20 protein-coding genes are annotated in these 21868 nt (G+C 63.1%); 7 read left to right on the top strand and 13 right to left on the bottom strand.

The genetic code is table 11. The annotated features are described in order from the left end of the window. Positions 1-4 precede the first annotated feature (4 nt). The 4 genes from ABIE52_RS17000 to ABIE52_RS17015 all read right to left on the bottom strand — a co-directional run bounded on the left by ABIE52_RS17000 (position 5) and on the right by ABIE52_RS17015 (position 3406). Complete coding sequence (locus tag ABIE52_RS17000) at positions 5-856, bottom strand: MlaE family ABC transporter permease (protein WP_042920421.1); 852 nt, start codon at positions 854-856, stop codon at positions 5-7. A 64-nt stretch (positions 857-920) separates the two neighbouring features. After that, positions 921-1685, bottom strand: a complete 765-nt coding sequence (locus tag ABIE52_RS17005; RefSeq protein WP_003945687.1) for an MlaE family ABC transporter permease — start codon at positions 1683-1685, stop codon at positions 921-923. 502 nt (positions 1686-2187) lie between these two features. Further along, positions 2188-3105, bottom strand: a complete 918-nt coding sequence (locus ABIE52_RS17010; protein ID WP_047269585.1) for a 3-oxoacyl-ACP reductase — start codon at positions 3103-3105, stop codon at positions 2188-2190. Between the two features lie 109 nt (positions 3106-3214). Continuing rightward, the gene (locus ABIE52_RS17015; RefSeq protein WP_007734330.1) at positions 3215-3406 is read right to left on the bottom strand and encodes a ferredoxin; all 192 of its coding nucleotides are present in this window, start codon (positions 3404-3406) and stop codon (positions 3215-3217) included. Between the two features lie 265 nt (positions 3407-3671). Between ABIE52_RS17015 and ABIE52_RS17020 the strand changes: the two genes are divergently transcribed. The 3 genes from ABIE52_RS17020 to ABIE52_RS17030 all read left to right on the top strand — a co-directional run bounded on the left by ABIE52_RS17020 (position 3672) and on the right by ABIE52_RS17030 (position 7680). After that, positions 3672-4853 (top strand): acyl-CoA dehydrogenase family protein, encoded by a 1182-nt coding sequence (locus tag ABIE52_RS17020; RefSeq protein ID WP_003945878.1) that lies wholly within the window; start codon positions 3672-3674, stop codon positions 4851-4853. Positions 4854-4865: 12 nt separating this feature from the next. Further along, positions 4866-5987: an acyl-CoA dehydrogenase family protein gene (locus ABIE52_RS17025; protein ID WP_192711956.1), complete on the top strand. Its 1122-nt coding sequence runs from the start codon at positions 4866-4868 to the stop codon at positions 5985-5987. A 61-nt stretch (positions 5988-6048) separates the two neighbouring features. Continuing rightward, positions 6049-7680 (top strand): long-chain-fatty-acid--CoA ligase, encoded by a 1632-nt coding sequence (locus ABIE52_RS17030; protein WP_192711955.1) that lies wholly within the window; start codon positions 6049-6051, stop codon positions 7678-7680. A 9-nt stretch (positions 7681-7689) separates the two neighbouring features. Here ABIE52_RS17030 and nagB read toward each other — a convergent pair whose 3' ends face one another. From nagB to ABIE52_RS17075, 9 genes are read right to left on the bottom strand one after another with little or no spacing between them, the layout of a single operon-like run. Further along, a complete protein-coding gene (gene nagB, locus ABIE52_RS17035; protein ID WP_054188081.1) occupies positions 7690-8469 on the bottom strand; it encodes a glucosamine-6-phosphate deaminase in 780 nt (259 codons plus the stop codon). Positions 8470-8480: 11 nt separating this feature from the next. Further along, the gene (locus ABIE52_RS17040; RefSeq protein WP_073512001.1) at positions 8481-9662 is read right to left on the bottom strand and encodes an N-acetylglucosamine-6-phosphate deacetylase; all 1182 of its coding nucleotides are present in this window, start codon (positions 9660-9662) and stop codon (positions 8481-8483) included. Continuing rightward, positions 9662-10294 (bottom strand): SGNH/GDSL hydrolase family protein, encoded by a 633-nt coding sequence (locus ABIE52_RS17045; protein WP_245219755.1) that lies wholly within the window; start codon positions 10292-10294, stop codon positions 9662-9664. The genes ABIE52_RS17040 and ABIE52_RS17045 overlap by 1 nt, the downstream gene beginning before the upstream one ends. Positions 10295-10350: 56 nt before the next feature. Then, positions 10351-11058 (bottom strand): N-acetylmannosamine-6-phosphate 2-epimerase, encoded by a 708-nt coding sequence (locus tag ABIE52_RS17050; RefSeq protein WP_192711953.1) that lies wholly within the window; start codon positions 11056-11058, stop codon positions 10351-10353. After that, positions 11055-11984 carry an ROK family protein gene (locus ABIE52_RS17055; protein ID WP_058039191.1) on the bottom strand — a complete coding sequence of 310 codons (930 nt, stop codon included), beginning with the start codon at positions 11982-11984 and terminating at the stop codon, positions 11055-11057. The genes ABIE52_RS17050 and ABIE52_RS17055 overlap by 4 nt, the downstream gene beginning before the upstream one ends. 1 nt (position 11985) lies before the next feature. Next, on the bottom strand, positions 11986-12915 hold the full coding sequence (locus ABIE52_RS17060) for a dihydrodipicolinate synthase family protein (protein WP_007734313.1): 930 nt from the start codon (positions 12913-12915) through the stop codon (positions 11986-11988). A gap of 46 nt (positions 12916-12961) precedes the next feature. Continuing rightward, positions 12962-14020 (bottom strand): Gfo/Idh/MocA family protein, encoded by a 1059-nt coding sequence (locus ABIE52_RS17065; RefSeq protein ID WP_192711952.1) that lies wholly within the window; start codon positions 14018-14020, stop codon positions 12962-12964. After that, positions 14017-15012: a Gfo/Idh/MocA family protein gene (locus ABIE52_RS17070; protein ID WP_007734295.1), complete on the bottom strand. Its 996-nt coding sequence runs from the start codon at positions 15010-15012 to the stop codon at positions 14017-14019. Before ABIE52_RS17070 ends, ABIE52_RS17065 begins: the two co-directional genes overlap by 4 nt. Beyond that, on the bottom strand, positions 15009-16067 hold the full coding sequence (locus ABIE52_RS17075; RefSeq protein ID WP_065456125.1) for a Gfo/Idh/MocA family protein: 1059 nt from the start codon (positions 16065-16067) through the stop codon (positions 15009-15011). The genes ABIE52_RS17070 and ABIE52_RS17075 overlap by 4 nt, the downstream gene beginning before the upstream one ends. Positions 16068-16341: 274 nt before the next feature. Between ABIE52_RS17075 and ABIE52_RS17080 the strand changes: the two genes are divergently transcribed. The 4 genes from ABIE52_RS17080 to ABIE52_RS17095 are packed head-to-tail and all read left to right on the top strand — an operon-like array spanning position 16342 to position 21863. Further along, on the top strand, positions 16342-17967 hold the full coding sequence (locus ABIE52_RS17080) for an ABC transporter substrate-binding protein (RefSeq protein ID WP_192711951.1): 1626 nt from the start codon (positions 16342-16344) through the stop codon (positions 17965-17967). Between the two features lie 43 nt (positions 17968-18010). Continuing rightward, positions 18011-18970 (top strand): ABC transporter permease, encoded by a 960-nt coding sequence (locus tag ABIE52_RS17085; RefSeq protein WP_158170168.1) that lies wholly within the window; start codon positions 18011-18013, stop codon positions 18968-18970. Continuing rightward, positions 18970-21048: a dipeptide/oligopeptide/nickel ABC transporter permease/ATP-binding protein gene (locus ABIE52_RS17090; protein WP_219466672.1), complete on the top strand. Its 2079-nt coding sequence runs from the start codon at positions 18970-18972 to the stop codon at positions 21046-21048. The genes ABIE52_RS17085 and ABIE52_RS17090 overlap by 1 nt, the downstream gene beginning before the upstream one ends. After that, on the top strand, positions 21045-21863 hold the full coding sequence (locus ABIE52_RS17095) for an ABC transporter ATP-binding protein (protein WP_042449495.1): 819 nt from the start codon (positions 21045-21047) through the stop codon (positions 21861-21863). Before ABIE52_RS17090 ends, ABIE52_RS17095 begins: the two co-directional genes overlap by 4 nt. Positions 21864-21868: the final 5 nt, after the last annotated feature.

Genomic DNA, 21868 nt, shown 5'->3' on the forward strand with positions numbered 1-21868 from the left:
CCGCCTATCCCGACAGGTTGAAGTTGCCGGACCCGCCGTAGATGGCGAGTGAGATGAGCAGGGTGACCGTGACGACCGCGATCAACGAGGCGCGCACTGCGTTACCCACCGCGACACCGACGCCGACCGGGCCACCGGTTGCGTTGAAGCCGTAGTAGGTGTGGATGAGCATGACGGCCAGCGCCATGACTATCGCCTGGGCGAACGACCACAGTATGTCCGTGGGTATCAGGAAGGTCGTGAAGTAGTGGTCGTACACGCCGCCGGACTGGTTGTAGAGGAACACCGTCGCAAAGCGGCTGGCGACGAACGACGCGATGACCGCCAGTGAGTACAGCGGGATGATCGCGATCATGCCGGCCATGACGCGGGTGCTGACCAGATACGGAATCGACGGGATCGCCATCGTCTCCAGCGCGTCGATCTCTTCGGAGACGCGCATCGCACCGAGCTGCGCGGTGGAGCCGGCGCCGATGGTTGCGGCGAGGCCGATTCCGGCGATGACCGGCGCTGCGATGCGAACGTTGATGAAGGCGGCGAAGAAGCCCGTCAGTGCTTCGACGCCGATGTTGCCCAGCGAGCTGTAGCCCTGAACGGCGATGGTGCCACCGGTGAACAGTGTCAGGAATCCGACGATCACGACGGTGCCACCGATGACGGCGAGCGCACCGGTGCCCATGCTGATCTCGGCGATCAGTCGCAGAGTTTCACGTGGATAGCGCATCAGCGCCTTGGGAGCGTGACCGAGAGCCTTCGCGAAGAACAGCGCTTGATCACCGATGCTGTCGATACTGCGAGAGAGCGAACCGATCTGTCGACGTGTGCGCGGGAAGCGTCCCGCTGCGGCCAACGCCATCAGATCTCCTCCCGTCTGTCGTTTGTCGTTCTGTCCACTTCGATCTCTCCGACTGCCGTGGGCCTCATCCGGCCGTCAACTTGATACCGATGGTCGTGATGAGCACGTTGACGACGAAGAGCGCCATGAACGCGAACACGACGGTCTGGTTGACCGCGTCACCGACGCTCTTGGCGCCGCCTTTGACGTTGAGTCCGAGGTAGGCCGCAACCAGGCCGGCGATCATGCCGAACAGCCCTGCTTTGACCATGGAGAGCATGAGCTCACCGAATCCGGTGAGCAGTGTGATGCCGTTGACGAACGCGCCGGGGTTCACGTCCTGGATGAACACTGAGAAGACGAAACCGCCGAGGATGCCGATGGTGCAGACCAGTCCGTTGAGAAGCAGCGCCACACCTGTCGACGCGAGCACTCGGGGAACGACCAACCGGTGGATGGGATTGATCCCGAGCACCTTCATGGCGTCGATCTCTTCGCGGATGGTTCGGGCCGAAAGATCCGCGCAGATGGCGGTTGCGCCGGCGCCGGCGACGATCAGCACTGTGACGATGGGGCCGACCTGTGTGACGGTGCCGAGGGCAGCTCCGGCACCACTGAGGTCGGCTGCACCGATCTCGCGCAAGAGAATGTTGATGGTGAAGCTGACCAGCACCGTGAACGGGATTGCGACCAGCACCGTCGGCACCATCGAGACTCGGGCCACGAACCAGGCCTGATCGATGAACTCTTGCCGCTGGAAAGGGCGGGAGAAGACTGCCCTCAAGGTTTGGGCGGACATCTGAAAGAAGCCACCGACCGCTCGTAATGGCACCTCGACGAGGTCTACCATTCGCCCTCCTCGTCCTTGGTTGCCGCAGTACTGTCTGTTCTCATAGTCCAGCCCCCGACAGCTTGTGACTCAGGTCATATTAACTAGAACGTGTTCACCTGTCAAAAACAAGTGTCCAACTCTAAGGAGTAGCCTCACGGCGCCGATCCGAAACCGGAAGATCGGAGACATGGGAAGCATCCCTTTTCGATGTGATTTTCGCCGAAATATCCTGGAAATTAATACTTTTGAATGATCGGCGCCTTTCGGCACCAGGTTCGCAATTCAGCCATGCAAGAGCCTTGACTGGGCACGCCGATCGAATATCGCATCGTTCGCAGGAATGCAAAATTGGAACACAGTCCAGTTTTTTCGAGACCGTTGGTCTCGTTACAGAACGCAGGCAAACTGCCGCGCCCACCGACTCGTGAACACGCTATTTCTACCAGGAAGTGGACACGTAGACCGTCTGAGTGTGAACAACGGTTCTACGTGTCGCGCACCCGAGAATCAGCGCCGTCGATCAGCCCAACGCGCGCAGGGCCGCCGATGCCGAGAACATCTTTGCCGGGTCACGGTCAGCGAAGTAGTCACCCATCACCGCGGACAGCGTTTCCGGCGACCAGGAATCTCCCTCGGCGTCGAACCGCCGCTCGACGACGGGCGCCGCCATCAGCGCAACCATCGGTCCGTACACCACGAATACCTGACCGTTGACGGCGTCGGCCGCTGGTGATGCCAGGTACGAGACGAGCGAAGCCACGTGCTCGGGCGAGAGTGGATCCATGCCGTCGGCCGGCGCGTCGCCGAACACGCCTTCGGTCATCGACGTCCGTGCCCGCGGGCAGATCGCGTTGGCCCGTACGCCATAGCGCGATAGCCCACGTGCGGCCGACAACGTCAGCGCCGTGATTCCGGCTTTTGCAGCGCCGTAGTTGGGCTGCCCTTCCGGTCCGAGGAGACCCGCCTCCGAAGAAGTGTTGACGATGCGCCCGTACACCGGCGCCCCGGCTTCCTTGGATTTCGCCCGCCAGTAGGCAGCGGCGTTGCGGCACAAGAGGAAATGGCCGCGAAGGTGCACTTCGAGTACGAGATCCCAGTCTTCGTCGGACATGTTGAACAGCATCCGGTCGCGTACGACCCCTGCATTGTTGACGACGATGTCGACACTGCCGAACTGACCCTGCGCTGCTTCCATCAGTGCGTCGGCAGTAGAACGCTCACCGACGTTGCCTGCCACGAATTCGACCTTGGCACCGAGACCACGGATTTCCTCGAGCGTCGCTTCGACGGCCTCGTTCGGGGCCAGATCGTTGACGACCAACGAAGCACCGGCCTTCGCCAGACCGATGGCCTCGAACTTTCCGAGCCCCGATCCGGCACCGGTCACGATGGCGACCTTGCCTTCGAGACTGGTTTCTGGGCTGTTCACAGCATTCATCGAAGCGCTCTCCCGGTTCTCTGCGGTCGTGTGTCGAGTTAGCCGGCTCGATTGCCGTGACCCACGAGTTCGCAACTTTAGAACGTGTTCTTGTTTTGGGCAACCATCGTCACGGATGTTCGGTCAGTGCCGCGCGCGGGCACTGAGCGATCGCGGAACGGACATCCTCCCAGCGATCCTCCGGTGGGCGCACAGAACTGATCACGAGCTCCTCGTTGTCGTCGAGGTCGAAAATATCGGGCGCGATCCCGACGCACACACCGTTTGCCTCGCAACGGTCCAGATCAACCCTGACCTCCATGGCGATTCCTCTTCTCTACTCACAACTGCTCACACGAACACGGATACGAAACGAGTGCCGCAGGGCTGTGCCGCACACCGTTCCTGGCGATAACACTAGAACCTGTTTCAGTCGTGTGCAATGATTCGAAAAAGTACCGAGAACGGACGTCGAACGATCCGCCGGAGACGGCGAGGGCGCCCCTTGTCGCCGATGAACGCATCGATAGAACCTGTGTCAATCGAATGGTTGACGCTTTGATTCGTATCTCTATGGAGAGGTAACCATGCACATCACCTACACCCCTGAGCAGCAACAGCTCCAGGAGGAGTTGCGTGCCTACTTCGCACAACTGATGACTCCCGAGCGGCGTGAAGCGCTCGCCGCCACGACGGGTGAGTACGGCGAAGGCAATGTGTACCGCGAAGTCGTCGCGCAGATGGGCCAGGACGGCTGGCTCACCCTGGGTTGGCCGAAAGAGTACGGCGGACAGGAACGCTCCGCGATGGACCAGCTGATCTTCACCGACGAAGCCGCCATCGCCGGTGCGCCGGTGCCGTTCCTGACGATCAATTCGGTAGCGCCGACAATCATGCATTTCGGTACGGACGAGCAGAAGGCCTTCTTCCTGCCCAAGATCTCTCGCGGTGAGCTCCACTTCGCGATCGGCTACTCCGAGCCCGAGGCCGGCACCGACCTGGCCTCTCTGCGCACGTCGGCGGTCCGTGACGGTGACGATTACGTCATCAACGGGCAGAAGATGTGGACCAGCCTGATCCAGTACGCCGATTACGTGTGGTTGGCGTGCCGCACCGATCCGGAAGCCAAGAAGCACAAGGGAATCAGCATGCTGATCGTCCCCACCACGGCAGAAGGCTTCTCCTACACACCGGTTCACACCATGGCCGGCCCCGACACCAGCGCCACCTACTACCAGGACGTACGGGTCCCGGCGTCGTCGATCGTGGGTCAGGAACACGGCGGCTGGGCACTGATCACCAATCAGCTCAACCACGAGCGCGTTGCCCTCACCTCGGCCGGACCGATTCTGACCGCGCAGCGTGAGGTCCGCGAGTGGGCACAGAACACCAAGCTGCCCGACGGCCGACGCATGATCGACCAGGAATGGGTGCAGATCAATCTGGCTCGCGTGCATGCCAAAGCCGAGTACCTGAAGTTGATGAACTGGGAAATCGCCTCCGCAACCGATCACGCTCCCGGCCCCGAAGCTGCGTCCGCCAACAAGGTGTTCGGTACCGAATTCGCCACCGAGGCTTACCGCTTGCTGATGGAAATCCTCGGATCCTCCGCCACGATCAGGCAGAACTCCCCCGGCGCTCTTCTGCGCGGCCGCATCGAACGTATGCATCGTTCGTCGCTGATCCTGACGTTCGGCGGCGGTACCAACGAAGTGCAACGCGACATCATCGGAATGACAGCTCTGCGGCTTCCCGCATCGAAGCGATAAGGACCCACGATCATGGAATTCACCCTTACCGAGGCCCAGCAGGACCTGTCCGGCCTGACACGATCCGTAGTCACCGAACTGGTCACCAACGATCGCCTTCGTGAACTCGACGCCGCGGAAGACCGCTTCGACGCCATCTTGTGGAATGCGCTGGCTTCGGCCGGCGTCCTCGGTGCGGCCCTTCCGGAGTCGGTCGGCGGAGACGGATTCGGGGTCCTCGAGCAGTGCAGCATCCTGGCCGAACTCGGACGCGGTGTTGCAGCCGTTCCGTTCCTGACGTCCATCGTCGGGTCCGCCGCAGCGATAGCGGAATTCGGCTCGGACAAGCAGCGAGACGAATGGGCGAGCGCTGCCGCCGCCGGCGAGAAGGTACTCACCGCGGCCCTCGCCGAGGAATACAACGACGACCCGGCCCACCCCGTCACGCGTGCCGAGAAGACCGCCGAAGGTTGGCGCATCGACGGAGCCAAGATCACCGTCGACAGTGCACCGCTCGCAGATCTGTTCCTCGTCCCCGCCATCACCGAGGACGGCGTCGCGGTCTTCCTCGTCGAACCGTCGGACGCGGGCGTGAGCATTACCAGGCAATCGACCACAGATTTCTCGAGCGCGGGTCTCGTCGAATTCGATTCGGTGCAGATCCCGGCCGATCGTGTTCTCGGCTCGGTTGCCCAGGGATCGGACATCGCGGCGTGGATCGTCGAGCGAATTCAGCTCGGTTCGACCGCCTACCAGTACGGAGTGCTCGATCAAGCGTTGAAGCTGACCGCCGAATATGCCACCGAGCGTGTGCAGTTCGGTCGACCGATCGGTAGTTTCCAGGCAGTGGCCCAGCGCCTCGCAGACGGATACATCGACGTCAAGGGTGTTCGTCTGACTCTGTGGGCTGCCGCGTGGCGTCTGAGCGAAGGACTTCCTTCCGACGGCGCTGTACAGACGGCCAAGTTCTGGGCTGCAGATGCGGGACACCGCGTCGGGCACACCGCTGTTCACGTTCACGGCGGTGTCGGTCTGGACGAGGACCATCCGGTTCACCGCTACTTCCTCGCGGCCAAGCATCACGAGTTCCTGCTCGGCAACGCAACAGATCAGCTTCGCGCACTGGGCAAGGAACTCGCCGCAGTCCCTGCCTGAGTGCGTCCCACCGAGTGGAAATCCATGACCTGGTCCGAGACGAATCGATGATGATGCAGCTATGAGTCAGAGCCCCACTGTTTCCGATCTACTCCTCGGAGTCAGCGAGATCGACGACCGCGGTATCCGTTTCGAGGACCAGGTCATCACCTGGCGCGAGCACGTTCAAGGCTCGTTCGATCGAGCAGCGCTGCTGGACACGCTGCTCGATCGAACGCGCCCCAGGCATTTCGGACTTCTGATGGAGAACGTCCCCGAGTTCTCGCTGCTGCTCGGAGCGGCATCGTTCTCGGGTTCGGTCGCCGCCGGGCTGAACACGACCAGGCGCGGCCCGGCATTGGCGCGAGACATTGCGCTCTCCGACTGCCAGGTCATCTTCACCGAGAACAACCAGGCACATCTACTCGACGACGTCGATCTCGGCGACGTCCGGGTGATCAACGTGGATTCTCCGGCCTGGGCGGAATTGTTGGCGCCCTTCTCCGATACGCCGGCCTACGCATCGACGGCGCAGCCCGACGATCTGTTGATGCTCATCTTCACTTCCGGAACCAGCGGTGATCCCAAAGCGGTTCGGTGCACGCACCACAAGTTGGCCTCTCCCGGGGTCATGCTTGCCGATCGTTTCGGGCTCGGCGCCGACGACGTCGTCTACATGGCGATGCCCATGTTCCATTCCAACGCGATGATGGCGGCGTGGACGGTCGCGCTGCACGCTCGTGCGGGAATTGCCATGCGACGCAAGTTCTCCGCTTCGGGTTTTCTACCCGACGTTCACAAGTACGGAATCACGTACTCCAACTACGTCGGAAAGCCGTTGTCCTTCATCGCTTCCACCCCCGAGGTGCCGAACGAGCGGGACAACACCTTGAAGATCATGTACGGCAACGAGGGTTCGGCGCCCGCCGTCGCCACCTTCGTCCGGCGCTTCGACGCTCGCGTCATCGACGGGTTCGGTTCCACCGAGGGCGGCATTTCGATCTCCGCGGCACCGGTTCCCCGGCCAGGCGCCCTCGGACTGCTCCCGGACGGCGTCAAGATCCTCGATCCCGAGACCGGAGCGCCATGCCCGCCTGCAGTCTTCGATGCCGACGGCCGGATCACCAACGCCGACGAGGCAACTGGTGAACTGGTCAATGTCACCGGCCCAGGCACATTCGCCGGGTACTACAAGAACCCGGAAGCCGACGCCGAGCGAATGCGCAACGGCCAGTACTGGAGTGGCGATCTGGCGTACACCGACGTCGACGGTTACGTCTACTTCGCGGGACGCAGTTCCGGTTGGCTGCGAGTGGACGGCGAGAACATCGGTGCCGCACCCATCGAACGCTCCCTGGTCGGTTACCCGGGCTTCGCGCAGGTGTCCGTGTACGCAGTCCCCGACAGCGACGTCGGCGACCGCGTCATGGCGTCGGTGATTCCGGTCGGCGATGTCGACAACTTCGACCCGGCAGCCGTAGCCGAATACATCGATTCCCGGCCGGAACTCGGGCCGAAGCAGAAGCCGACCTTGATCCGAGTGTGTAGTGAGTTCCCGAGAACGGCGACGTTCAAGGTGGTCACTCGAACGCAGAGCGCCGAACGCTGGAACACCTCCGATCCGGTGTGGATCCGTCGGCGTGGGGAATCCGACTTCCAATTACTCACTCCCGAAATGGCACTCGGACTCGAGAAAACGCGAGAGCCCGTCTAGTCCGATGTCTCAGTAGTGCTGAGCAAGCGGTTTGTGCGCCGACACCGTTTTGTAGAACTCGGTGAGCCGAAGCTGTGATGCCGCTGCCTCGTCGATCACCACTGTCGCGTGTGGATGCAGTTGGAGGACCGATGCCGGGCACACCGCGGCCAGCGGCCCCTCGACGGCAGCGGCAATCGCAGCGGCCTTGTGCTCGCCGGTCGCGATCATCACCAGATGCTTTGCTTCGCAGATAGTTCCGAGGCCCTGGGTGATCACGTGCCGTGGTACGTCGTCCGGACTCTCGAAGAATCGGGCGTTGTCGGTTCGAGTCTGTTCCGTCAGCGTCTTGACCCTGGTCCTCGAATTCAGTGAGGACGTCGGTTCGTTGAAACCGATGTGACCGTTGCCGCCGATGCCCAGAAGTTGTACGTCCACCGGACCATTCGACGCAATCGCCCGGTCGTAGGCTGCCGCGGCGGCAAATGGATCCGGCGCGGTTCCGTCGGGGCTGAATACCCTTGCCGCGTCCAGGTCCAGGTGATTCACCAGCTCGGTGCGGATCACCTGGGCATACGACTCAGGGTGGCCTTCCGGCAGGCCGACGTATTCGTCCAACAGGAACGCCTGCACGCCGGCAAAACTCAACCCTTCCTCGCGGTGACGGCGCGCGAGTTCGCGGTACACCGAGAGCGGTGAAGATCCTGTCGCCAGGCCCAAAGTCCGTGCACCTGAATGCACCGCGTGTTCGAAGATGTCGGCAACAACGGTGCCGGCCGCCTCCGCACTGTCGACAATGACAATTTCCATCGGTTGATTCCTCAGCTTTCGGTGTAGTTCATGAGCCAGTTCCCAGCGGCCATGACGGCGCGGGTTTCGAGTTCTGGACCGGTGACGATCAGATCGGCGCGGCAACCCGGCACGAGATCGCCGACCATTCCGGCCAGCCCCATCAGCGAAGCAGGCGTTGCCGTCGCTGCGATGACAGCCGAAAGCAGATCGACGCCGGCGTGATTAACAGCCCGGCGGACTATGTCCATCAACCGACTCGTCCCGCCGGCAATGGCCGTTTCCCCCTGGCCGGCCAATCGCGCCACGCCATCGATCACGTCGACGTCGAGAGGCCCGAGTGGGTAACGGCCGTCGGGCATTCCGGCGGCAGCCATCGCGTCGGAGACCAACGCGATCTGATGCGGACCGACCAGATCGAACACCGTCGCCACCGTCTCGTCGGCGAGATGTACTCCGTCCCCGATCAACTCGACCACCATCTGTCCTTTCGCGGCCGCGGCAAGACACGCCGCCACTGCGCCGGGAGCGCGATGATGCATCGGAGCCATACCGTTGAACAGGTGAGTGGCACTGAGCGGTGCATGCGCCGAGTGTGCGATCGAACGTGTCGCAATCGGGTTGGACGCATCGGTGTGTCCGATACTCACGACGGCCCGGTGACGCTCCAGCAATGAGGCAAGTTCGCCGAAGTGTGCTGTCTCCGGAGCGATCGTCATCGAGCGGATGTGCCCGCGGCCGGCTTCGAGCAGCGACTCGAGCAGAGCCGGGTCGCCGTCGAGAATGCTGTCGGGATCCTGGGCGCCACAACGGAGTACCGACAGGAATGGACCTTCCAGGTGAATTCCGGCCAGCGTGCCCTCGTCCACCAGTCCTGCCAGGAGCTCGATGCGACTGCGCAGGATCTGCGGCGGCGCGGAGACGAGCGAGCCGATCACCGAGGTCGTGCCGTTCGTCCGGTGGTGATCGGCAGCCACGGTGGATCCGAACTCGTCTGCCTCGGGGAAACCGAATCCGCCGGCGCCGTGGCAGTGAACGTCCACCAACCCCGGGATGATCGTTGTCCCCGCAGCTGCCCGTTCGGGTAACGGGTCGGTTCGCTGCGACGCGGGCCCGGCCCACACCACACGATCACCGGAAATCTCGACGACACCGTCCGGAAGCAGTTGCCCACCGGTCACCAGTTGTCCACGAAGAATTTGTCCACGATGCATCACGACATCACCTGCGGTACAACGGGAACTTCGGTATCCGCGATCGACAACTCACGGAGCACGGCGTCCGCGAGCACGTAGTGCCCTTGTTCGTTCGGATGGAATGCGTCAGCCAGGAGAGCCGGCGGTGGGCCCTCGGGAGAATGGGCCGTCCACTGCGCGTAGTGGTCGACGAACACCACGCGCGTCGAGGCGGCAACCTGCCGCACGACCTCGACGTACTGAACCAATCCCGCTCTGGTGGGCGCATTCTCGACGTCGATCGGTGGCGGCGTCTGCAGGATCGGCACCGCACCGATCGCTCGTGTCCGGAAGATCGTGTCCAAGAGGTCGTCTCGAAACCGCTCCAGTCCTTCTTCGCCATCCAATGCGTCATTCGTACCGAGCATGATCAACACCACCGAGGGTTCGAACACCTCGATGCGGTGTGCGAAACCCGCACGCACATCGGAGGATCGATTGCCGCTCACCCCGGTGTTGACAAGGACGTGGTTGAACAAGGAAAGCTCACCACGGATGCGCTCGGCGCAGTGTTCGACGTAACTTCGATGACCGTCGGTGTGCGTCAATCCCTGAGTGATGCTGTCGCCGGTGAAGACCCACCGTATCGGCGTCGAGGAGTCTACGAGCAAAGTTTCCAGTCGAATCCGTTCAGCAGTCCTGCACTTCAAAGCCTTCGACGTCGGGGTCACACCCTCTGCCTTCCGGCGCCCGATACTGCGGCTGCAAATTTCGACGTGATGAACGCCGGATCCGTGATTGCGGTTCCGACAACCACCGAGTCTGCACCCAGGGCGATGGCGCGTGCCGCATCCTCCGGGCTGTGGTACCGCCCCTCGGCGATGAGGACTGCATCTGGAAGTGCCTGCCGCAGTTCCGAGATCAGCTCCAGGTCCGGGCCGGCCAGCCGTCGGCTGTTCTCGGTATATCCCGCCAGTGTGCTGGAGATGATGTCGGCGCCCGCCGCGGCGGCAGCGACGCCGTCCTCGAGTGTTCCACAGTCGGCCATGACGAGGCCGCCGCGATCATGGACCGCTTCGACGGTGTCGGCAAACGTCAGCCCATCCGGACGTGGCCGCAGTGTGGCATCGGCAGCCACGATCTGCGCACCCGAGTCCACGACTTCGAGGGCTGATTCCCTTGTCGGCGTGATGAACACGCCCTCCGAGCCGATCTTCGTCAAACCGATCACCGGTACCTTCACTGCCGACACGACTGCGGCGACATCCGGGGTTCCGCCCACACCGCCGCAGCGGATCGCCACTGCTCCGCCGTCGACCGCGGCGCGGGCCATCCTCTCGATGGTCCCGGTGTCGCGCAGGGCATGGCCGTGTCCGGCCTGACAGGACACGATCAGCTTCCCGCTGATGATCGTGAGCAATTCTTCGACAGTCACGGTGTTACCTCGATTCGTGTTGCGGCGGCCAGTAGCGCAGCGCCGACGAGCGGCGCATCGGTGCCCAAACGGGCAGGAAGAATGGCAGTTTCGGCAATGGGGCCCATCGCTTCCACCCGGAAAGCGGAGGTCAGCGGCGACAGGAGGTCGGCTCCGATCTGGGCTGCACCGCCGCCGATGACGATCACCTCGGGATCGAATGCGGTGGCGACGCCGGCCAGGACGCGGCCCAGCAGAGTACCGGCGTCGGAGACCACGGCACGGGCGATCGGATCGCCCGAGTGCATGAGCGCCACCACTGCCTGTAACGGTTGAGTGGGCACACCCGCCCGCGCTGCGTACTCGGCTGCCATCGCCGGGCCAGACGCGACTGCCTCGAGGTGATCGGTTCTGCCGCAACCGCAACCTATCGCCCCGGAGACCGGAACCAACAGATGCGCGAGTTCGCCGGCTGTTCCGTGGGCACCGTGGTACAGCTGACCGCCCACGGTCAACGCGCCACCGATTCCGGTACCGATCGAGACGAACAGTGCAGAGGTTCGACCGCGTCCGGCGCCGATCATGTTCTCGCCGTGGGCCATCGCGCGCACGTCGTTGTCCACCGTCACCGGTAGGCCTGAGTGTGCCTCGAGTTCTCCGCGAACCTCGGCGCCACTCCATCCGGACAGAATGTCGGAGGCGAAGACGACGCGGCCACGCACCCGATCGATGATTCCCGGTGCACCGACTCCGATTCCGGCTACCGTGTGATTCGCCCTCAGACGGTCGATCAACGCGGTAGCGGTCCCGAGAACGGCTTCCCTACCCGCCGTCGGTGTTGCCGCACGAACGGTGTCGATCACGTCTCCGTCGGACGTCACGACCGCGGCAGCCACTTTGGTGCCGCCGATGTCGATACCGATCCATCGCTTCTGCCCAGATGTCATGTCAGAGGAGCCCGGCCTGTTCCAGAACGACCTTGATCGTTGCGGTCTCGGACTCGTCGAGCGAGAGCATCGGCGCGCACATCGTGTTGCCGGTGATGACGCCGCGCAGGGCCAGAGCCGTCTTGAACGCGCCAAGACCCGCGGCACCGGCACTGACGCGACCCGGTGTCGGCGCCTCGACGATGGAGAACAGATCGGTGAGTCGATCCTGCTCGGCCTTCGCTGCGGCCCAGTCTCCTGCCTGCGCAGCGCGCCACAGTCGTACGTAGCCGTGCGGGTCCACGTTGGCCAGGCCGGGCACTGCGCCCGAAGCACCCATCAGCAGGCATCCGTCGACGACTACCTCGTGCCCGGTGAAGACGGCGAAGTTTTCGAGCCCGGCCGACTGACGGAGCAACATACGGAAACTGACGTCGTCGCCGCTCGAATCCTTCACGCCGGCGATGACTCCCTCGCGACCGAGCTCGACCAGCATTGCCGGGCTGAGCTTGCTGTGGACACGAACCGGGACGTCGTAGGCGAACAACGGAAGATCCACTGCGGCGTGGATGGAGCGGAAATGCGTTGCCGTCTCGGCTGCATCGGTGATCGCGTAGAACGGCGCCGTCGCGACGATGGCATCCGCGCCCGCTTCACGCGCCTGCTCGGCAACGGCGATGACCCGGTTGGTGGTCATGTCGTTCACTCCGACGAGGACCGGTACCTGGCCGCCGACGTGACCGATGGCCGTCTGCACCACCTGGGCGCGCTGAGCGTCGGTGAGGTAACCGACCTCACCCGAGGAACCGAGGACGAACAAGCCGTCGACTCCGGCTTCGATCTGCAGTGAGAGCAGGCGTTCGAGCGACGTGGTGTCGACCTCGCCCTCGAGCGTCAGTGGTGTGACGATCGGCGGGACGATTCCGCTGAAGGTGGTGGTTTCCGTGCTCATGGGGTCTCCATATGTTGGTTGTCGGATTGAGTTGTGGGTGCGGCTGTCAGGGAGAAACGGAGACCGGCTGACCGCTCGACGCGGACAGATAGACAGCATCGATCACGCGCATCGACGCGCGGGCGTCTGCCACGGTGTAGTCGGGTTCGGTCCGTGTGGGAAGTCGATCGAGCACGTGAGAGAGAAAGCTCGACACCGCGTTGTCCGAACCGAAGCCGCCGATGGGTAGTGCGGTCACGTCTCCCGAGGCCGCGAAGTGGGTCACCGCGGGTTTGTCGTCGTCGGAACTCGCGTATCCGTGGGATCCGAGGACGCGAACCGTCGCGGTATTCGCGCCGAAACCCGGTGCTGCGGGGATTCTTCCGACGGTCACCGTCGCGGTGACGCCGTTTTCCAGGGCGAGCGAGATCAACGCCGTGTCTTCGACGCCGAACTGCTGGTGGGCCCCGCCGTAGAGTGTGCTCGTCTCGGCGTACACCTCGGTGACGTCCAGGCCGGTGAGGTATCGGAGGTAGTCGGCGGCGTAACCGGCGAAGTTCACTACTTCTCCCCCGCCGGAAAGCGCGGGATCCACCACCAGTTCGGGACGCTCGACGGACGTCGCGAAATGTGTTCCGCTTGCGAGGAACTCGATGTCCATGTGGCGCGGCAGTCCGAGATTTCCGGCGTCGATCCATCGGCGCAGTCGCCGGAGCGCAGGTGAATGAGTGCGGTTCACCACCGTGCAGATTCGCCCGTTCGACCGTGCGGCTTGCTGAACCGCCGCGGCCTCCGCCTCGTCGACGCCCACCGGCTTGTCCACCAGGACGTCGAGTCCGGCGTTCAATGCGGCAATCGCAAGCCGCGCATGCCTGGTCGGCTCACTGCAGATGATCGCCAGGTCAATCCGTTCGGGGTCGAGCAACTCGCCGAGTTCGTCGATCCACTCGATGTCTGCGGCCTTTGCCATCGCGATCCCGTCCTCACGAATCCAATCGGGGACCGAGGATTCGTCGGAGGCCCCGACCAGGCTCACTCGAGGATCGGATCGCAACAGGTCCGCATAGGAGCCGGCATGCCTGACGCCGCTGACAAATCCGACGCGGATCGAACCGGTGCCGGTCATTGGTTTTCTCCGATCGAGACAGCGCGGCCGGTGTCGAGCGATTGCTGGGCAGCGATGGCAGTCGCGAGAGCTGCACGCACCTGCCAGTTCTCGACTATCGGGCTCGCGGAACCGTCGAGAGTGGCGATCCAGTGACGCATCTGATGCGACATCGCGTCCTCGATCGACGACGGCGGCGCGTTGGTCGTGTCCGTCATCAGTCCCGGGTCGTCGCCGGTGTCGTGCGCGAGCGTGCCGGAAGTCCCCGACACCACGATCCGACGCACCATCTTTCCCGATTGTGGTAGCGCGTAGGCCAATTCGATCAGAGCCAGCGATCCGTCCTCGAAGCGAACGGTCAGATGGAAGCTGTCGTGCACGGGCATCCCCGCCGCGAAGGTGGGGAAACTACGAGCGAACACACGGGTCGGACGACGACCGATCAGCCACGTCACCAGATCGAGTGCGTGAGTTCCGTTGTGAACGGGGTGACCACCCGAACGTTCCTTGTCGTGTTGCCAGCCTCGCCAGCCCCCTGGCCAGACATGGCCGGTGTACCAACTGAGATGGATCAACCGGGGGTCGCCGATGGCACCTTGTGCAACCGAGTTTCCGATCGAGGTGATCGACGGCTGGAATCGTACGGTCTGTCCGACCATCAGTGAGGTGCCGTTACCTTCGGTGGCCTCGACCATCGCGTCGAAGTCCGCGACTGTCAGCGCGGCCGGCTTCTCCACGTGCACATGCTTTCCCGCGCGGCCCGCGGCTATCGTCACGGGTGCGTGGTCGGGAGTGGCCCCGACGACGTTGACCGCCTGCACGCTCGGGTCGGCGAGAATCTTCGCCAGATCGGTACTGGCCTTCGCGCCCGGCGCCAACGCCGCAACCGATGCGGCCCGGTCCAAGTCACTGCCGAATACGTAGGCGACTTCGACCGACGGGATGCGCGCCAAGGCGCTGACGTGGTCCCGCGCGATTCCGCCGCTACCGATGACGGCTACACGCACCGTCACTTGGCACTTCCCGAGAGCGCTGCCGGTTCGCCGCCACCGAGTCGCACCTGTTCGGCGACGACGAGTGCGCGTTCACGTGCGTACGTCAACGGCGAGTCGGGATCAGCCTTGCCGTCGAGAACTGCTGCCATCTCGTCGATTTCGTGACGAATCGCAGCCTGCATCCACAGCGAGGATCCTCCGTTTCCCGAGTTGTACTTCTGCGTCCTGCTCGCAGCGTCGATCAACGATTGGTTCTCGGCGTCGACGTCGAAGATCGGCCACGACTCTACGACCTGTCCCCCGCGCACTCGGCTGACCCGGCCGGTGTGGAAGTCCGCGTGGACCGAACCTTCGGTGGCATCGACCGTCAGCTGCCACGACGAAGTGTGTGAACGCGTCGAGATGGTGTGTCTGCCGATCGCGCCGCCGGCGAACGACACCACTGTGTTGCGGAAGCCGTCGTCCGCGGTGGCGATGCTCGACACGGCAGTCACCTCGCCGCCGAGCCAGCACATCAGGTCCAGTTCGTGAATCTCGTGAGTCAGTTCTCCACCCGTTCGGCTCTTGTCGAGCTTCCACCACTGTGGATCTGCGCCGTCGGTGTCGATCCATCGTGAGCGAGACGTTTCGATCGCAGCGACCTCGCCGAGCTCCCCCGACGTCAGCAGGCCCGCCAGCCGTCGTACACCCGGCATCATCCGCATGATGTGCCCGACCATCAACGGCGAACCGCTCGCGTCGGCGCTCGCGATCATGTTCTGCGCATCGACCAGTTCGACGGCGAGTGGCTTCTCGACAAAAACTGCCTTGCCGTGTTCGAGCGCCGCGATGGCAGGTTCGGCGTGCGCGTGATTGGGCGTCGCGACGACAACGAGGGCCAACTCCGGGTGAGCGGCCACCGCGTCGTGATCGTCTGTCGGGGTTGCCGAGAACTCTGCGGCGACGTCCTTGGCCCGCTCGAAGTCACGGTCGCACAGCATCGTCAGTTCGAAACGTGGATGGGCAGCCAGCTCGCGAGCGAGGGAACTACCGAAGAATCCGCAACCGACCACACCGACTTTGTATCGGGTCATGAAGTCTCCAAAGATTGGATGAGGGATGTCCTATGTTATACGGCCGGCGTCATCGCTCGTCAATTCGACACCGGTAACACAGTCTTCATCCATGCAGGTGAGCGCACTATTTTTGGCTCGAAACCGGCGAAACGTCGAAGTTCGGCGCCGCCAGTTCCGAAGATTCTCTAGACGCTTTCTGATCCACAATGTAAGTTACGCAACATCGGACGTCGAACATAGGACATCCCCTATCCACTCCCTTGATGTCCCGCTCCCCGCCTTGGAGGCCGCCTTGAAGAACGAACGACCGCTGAGCTCCGCGTTCACCCGCCGAGACCTGTTCCGGTACACCGGGCTACTGGGAGCTGCAGCAGGTATCACCGCGACTCTCGCGGCCTGTGGCGGCGGGCCGTCGTCGACCTCGGTTGTCGGCGGTTCCGCGAGCACCGGCGATCTGACCACCGCCATCGGATACGGCAACGACCAGAGCTTCGACCCGATGCAGACTGCATCCGGTTTCCTCATGGCAGCGGTCAACCACGTCTACGAGGGACTGCTCGAAAACGATCCAGGCACCGGTGAGACGTATGCGGCGCTCGCACAGGCCGTCCCGACCGACGCCACTGCCTCGAGCTGGACCATGAAAATCCGCGAGGGAGCAACCTGGCACGACGGCACTCCGGTCACCTCGGACGACGTCGTCTTCACCTTCGATCGCATCCTCGATCCACAGCAGAACGTACTGATCCGCTCCTTCTTCTCCTCCTGGCTGCAGTCCGTCACCAAGGTCGACGACCAAACGGTGACCCTGAACTTCAACTACCCGTTCAGCGCTGCCGCACAGCGTCTCTCGATCGCCAAGATCATGCCCAAGCACGTCTTCGACGGCCACTGGGACGAGGCCAAGTCCGGAACGCTGGTCGTCGGTTCCGGTCCGTACAAGCTCAAGAGCCACACCCCCAAGAGCAACACAGCTTTCGAGGCCTTCGAGGCGTACAACGGGCCGCGTCCGGCCAACTTCGCGACCATGAACTGGCTCTCCATCGTCGACACCTCCTCACGCATCGCGCGCGTCTCGGGCAACAATGCCGGTGCACAACTCGCCGACAACATCCCCGTCGCCAACGTCCCCACTCTGACCTCCGGTGGGCGCACCGTCGAGGGCAACCCGGGCATGAACCTCATGTACCTGCTCTTCGACACCACTCAGGCACCGTTCGACGACGTTCGTGTTCGCCAGGCGATGTTCTACGCGATCAACACCCCGAAGATGATCGAGATCGCCCTCGGCGGCAAGGCAGCACCGGCCACGAGCTACCTGTACGAGCGCAACCCCGACTACGCGCGAGCGTCCACCGTCTACTCGTACGATCCGGACAAGGCCCGCTCACTCCTCGCTGCCGCCGGCGTCAGTGGCCTCGACCTGACACTGCTCTCCACCAACGTCAGCTGGCTGGCCGACTGCTTGCCGACCATCAAAGAGTCTTGGGACGCAGTCGGATTCAACACGACGCTCGAACCGCAGGACACCAGCGCCATGGTGAGCAAGCTCAACAGCGGCCAGAAGTTCCAGATCGCCGCCGGTACGTCCAACCCGCAGGCATTCGGCAGCGACGTCGACCTTCTCGTCCGCTACACGTACAGCAAGGGCGGCTTGTGGACGAAGACCTACGCCAAGTGGGACGACACCCCCGAAGCGCAGAGGATCTACGCCACCATGGACGAAGCCACCCGCGAGACCGACCCGGCAAAGCGCAGCACCCTCGTGCAGTCGTACCTGAACCAGATCGCCGAAAATGCTGTCTACTACCCGGTTCTCCATCAGGAACTCCTGACTGCGTGGGATCCGAAGAAGATCGCCGACGTCACTCCGCTGCCGTACCCCGGCGTCAACCTGCTTCAGGCGAAGCCGGCCTGATACCCGCCCGCTCGGCCGTTTCCCACAACTGAGAGATCCCCCGATGGCAAGAGTCCTCCCCATGCTGATCAGGCGATTACTGATACTGATCCCCCTGATCCTCGGCATCATCGCGTTCGTCTTCATCGTGATGCAGTTCGCGCCCACCGATCCCGCAACCGCGGCGTTCAACGGTGGCAACCCGACTGCGGAACAGTTGCAGCAGTTCAAGGAAGAGAACGGACTGCTCGATCCGCTTCCGCTGCAATACGTTCACTTCGTGACCGATCTGGTCAGCGGCAACATGGGTGACAGTCTGATTTCCGGTACCCCGGTGTTGGATTCGATCTCCACCGCTCTGCCACTGACCATTCAGCTCACGGTTCTCGGACTGGTGATCGCCATCGTGCTCTCGCTGATCTTCGGCGTCACCAGCGCACTGTTCCGCGATCGTTGGCCGGATCAGGTCATCCGACTGATCTCCCTCGGTGGTGTGGCGGCACCGTCATTCTGGTTGGCACTGCTGATGATTCAGTATCTGGCTGTTCAACTCGGATGGTTCCCCACCGGTGGCTACGTCAATCCGAGCGACTCCGTCAGCGACTGGCTCTGGTACATGGCGCTCCCGGCGCTGTCCCTGTCACTGCCCGTCGCAGCACAACTCACGCGCATCATCCGCACGTCGATGGTCGAGGAGTTGGACAAGGACTACGTCCGGACCGCGATCGGCAGCGGCCTGCCCTATCACGTGGTGATCGGACGGAATGTGTTGCGTAACGCGCTGATCAACCCGCTCACCGTCCTGGGTCTACGAGTCGGTTATCTCCTCGGTGGCGCTGTGGTCATCGAGCAGATCTTCGGCCTGCCCGGCATGGGTCAGCTCATGATCAACGGCGTCACCAACGGTGACCCCGCAGTCGTTCAGGGTGTTGTCATCGTCATCGCGGTCGGCTTCGTCGTCGTCAACCTCGCCGTCGACATCCTCTACCTGCTCGTCAATCCACGACTTCGGAGCGCAGCATGATGAGAAGAAAACTCACCGAGAAGCTTTCGCGACCCGGCATCACCTTTTCTCGCTTCCCCCTCTCGGCCTGGCTGTCGATGGCGGTTCTCGCGATCATCGTGCTCGCCTGCCTCTTCGCGCCGCTGATCACGCAGTACACCCCGCTCGAACAGGCGGTGGGTACCGCGGGCCCCAGCGCCGAGCACTGGTTCGGTCAGGACAGTCTCGGTCGAGATCTGTTCAGCCGCTTGCTCTACGGCGGACGCTGGTCGCTGACCATCGGTCTCGGTTCCACCTTCCTCGCACTGTGCGCCGGCGCTCTCATCGGATCGGTGGCCGCAACGAGCCGAAAAGGCGTCGACGAGACCATCATGCGTGTGCTCGACGTGGTCATGGCGTTCCCGGGCATTGCGCTCGCTGCCGTACTCGTCGCGGCCTTCGGTGGTTCGATCCCGGTTCTGATCGTCACTATCGCGTTCCTCTACACACCGATGGTGGCTCGCGTCGTTCGCGCGAACGTTCTCGCTCAGTACGGCGAGGACTACGTCGCGGCCGAAAAGGTCATCGGCGCAAGAACTTCACACATCGTCGTCAAGCACGTCGTAGCCAACTGTGCTGCGCCCGTTCTCGTCTTCTGCACTGTCATGGTCGCCGACGCCATCGTGCTGGAAGCCAGCCTGTCGTTCATCGGCGCCGGTGTGCGTCCCCCGGATCCGTCGTGGGGATCGGTGATCGCCGACGGCAAGAACATGGTGCTTCTCGGTGGTTGGTGGGCAACGGTGTTCCCCGGCCTGCTCATTCTGCTGACGGTGCTCTCCCTCAACGTGCTCGCCGAGGGCCTGACGGACGCGATGGCAGATCCGAGTCTGAAGAAGACCAAGAAGACGCCCTCCGCGCTCCAAGCAGCGCAGACCGCTGCAGCGGAGGAGACCTCCAACGAACTCATTCTGGAGGACGAAGCCGCATCGGTCACCGACACTCCGGAGTTGATAGACGACTTCGCCGATCCGAGCGTCGTGAAAGATGTTCTCGAGCCGGCCGCCGAGCCGACTCCTCTCGAAACGCACCTGAAGATCCTGGCGGAAACCGAGCGGTCCCGCTCCGATCGTCTTGTGTACGAGGGCGATGCCGCGCCACTCCTCGAGGTCCGCAATCTCACGATCCGGTTCCCGGAACGCTACGGAGACACGGCGATTGTCGACAACGTGAGCTTCACCGTCCGCCCGAACGAGACGATGGCACTCGTCGGCGAGTCCGGTTGCGGAAAGTCGCTCACCTCGCTGGCGATCATGGGTCTGCTACCCAAGACGGCAGTGGTGACCGGCGAGATCCTGTTCGACGGAGTCAACGTCCTCGAGCTGAACAACCGGGAGCGAAACAAGCTGCGCGGGCACGACATGGCCATGATCTACCAGGATGCGCTGAGTTCACTGAATCCGGCGATGCTAATCCGCGCGCAGTTCAAGCAGCTCACCAAGCGCGGCGGTACCCGCACAGCCGAGGAACTGCTCGAACTCGTCGGACTCGATCCGGTGCGCACTCTCTCCAGCTACCCACACGAGCTTTCCGGTGGTCAGCGTCAGCGCGTTCTGATCGCCATGTCGCTCACCCGCAGTCCGCGGTTGATCGTCGCGGACGAGCCCACCACCGCTCTCGACGTCACCGTCCAGGCCCAGGTCGTGGACTTGCTCAACGACCTTCGGGAAAAGCTGGGGTTTGCCATGGTTTTCGTGAGCCACGATCTTGCACTCGTTGCTTCACTCGCTCACAAGATCACGGTGATGTACGCCGGTCAGGTCGTCGAGTCGGCGCCCACGAGTGATCTGCTCGTCGATCCCCGCCACGAATACACCCAGGGCCTTCTCGGGGCCGTTCTCTCGATCGAGGACGAAGCGCCGCGGCTGCATCAGATTCAGGGAACTGTTCCCTCGCCCGGAAACTTCGCGCCGGGTGACCGTTTCGCCGAGCGTTCCACTCGCCCGGACTCCGACCCCCTCCGAAAGCCGGAGATGGTCCGGGTCGACGGGACCGAGCATTGGTTCGCCAGCCAGTCCGCGACTCCCGTACGTACAGAATCGGAATTGGAGAGCGTGCGATGACTACAGCTGAAGCACCCATCCTGGAACTGAAGAACATTCACGTCGTCCACAAGACCCGTTCGGGATCACTGTTCAAACCGGGCACGGTTCACGCGGTCAACGATGTCAGTATCGACGTACGACGAGGGACGACGATCGGCATCGTGGGCGAGTCGGGTTGTGGCAAGTCCACTCTGGCCAAAGTCATGGTCGGACTGCAGAAACCGACGTCGGGCGACGTGGTCTTTCGCGGCCGAAGCGCTCTGACCCGGTCGGCCGGCGTGCGCAAGGAGTTCGGCCGGGCGATTTCGATCGTCTTCCAGGATCCGGCTACCGCGCTCAATCCCCGAATGACGGTGGCCGACATCCTCACCGATCCACTCGACGTCCACGGCATCGGCAACCGCGCGAGCCGGACCGCCCGAGTTCGCGAGCTGGTCGGTTTGGTCGGACTCCCCCAATCTGCGCTCGAAGTCATCCCGAGCCAGATCTCCGGCGGTCAGCGGCAACGTGTCGCGATCGCGCGTGCACTCGCGCTCGAACCTGACGTCATCGTGGCCGACGAGCCGACGTCGGCGCTCGACGTCTCGGTGCGAGCGCAGATCCTGAATCTGCTCAGCGACATCAAGGCTCGGTTGGGGCTCGGCATGGTGTTCATCTCGCACGACATACAGACGGTGCGGTACGTCTCCGACACCATCGTCGTCATGAACGCCGGGCGGATCGTCGAGCAGGGAACGGCCCAGGAAGTATTCGACAACCCGTCGGATGCGTACACGGCCAAACTGCTGGGTGCGGCGCCCAGCCTCCTGCAACGCACCGTTGACGTGGGTTGACCAAT

The sequence above is a fragment of the Rhodococcus sp. OAS809 genome, assembly GCF_040546695.1.
GTDB lineage: Bacteria > Actinomycetota > Actinomycetes > Mycobacteriales > Mycobacteriaceae > Rhodococcus_F > Rhodococcus_F qingshengii.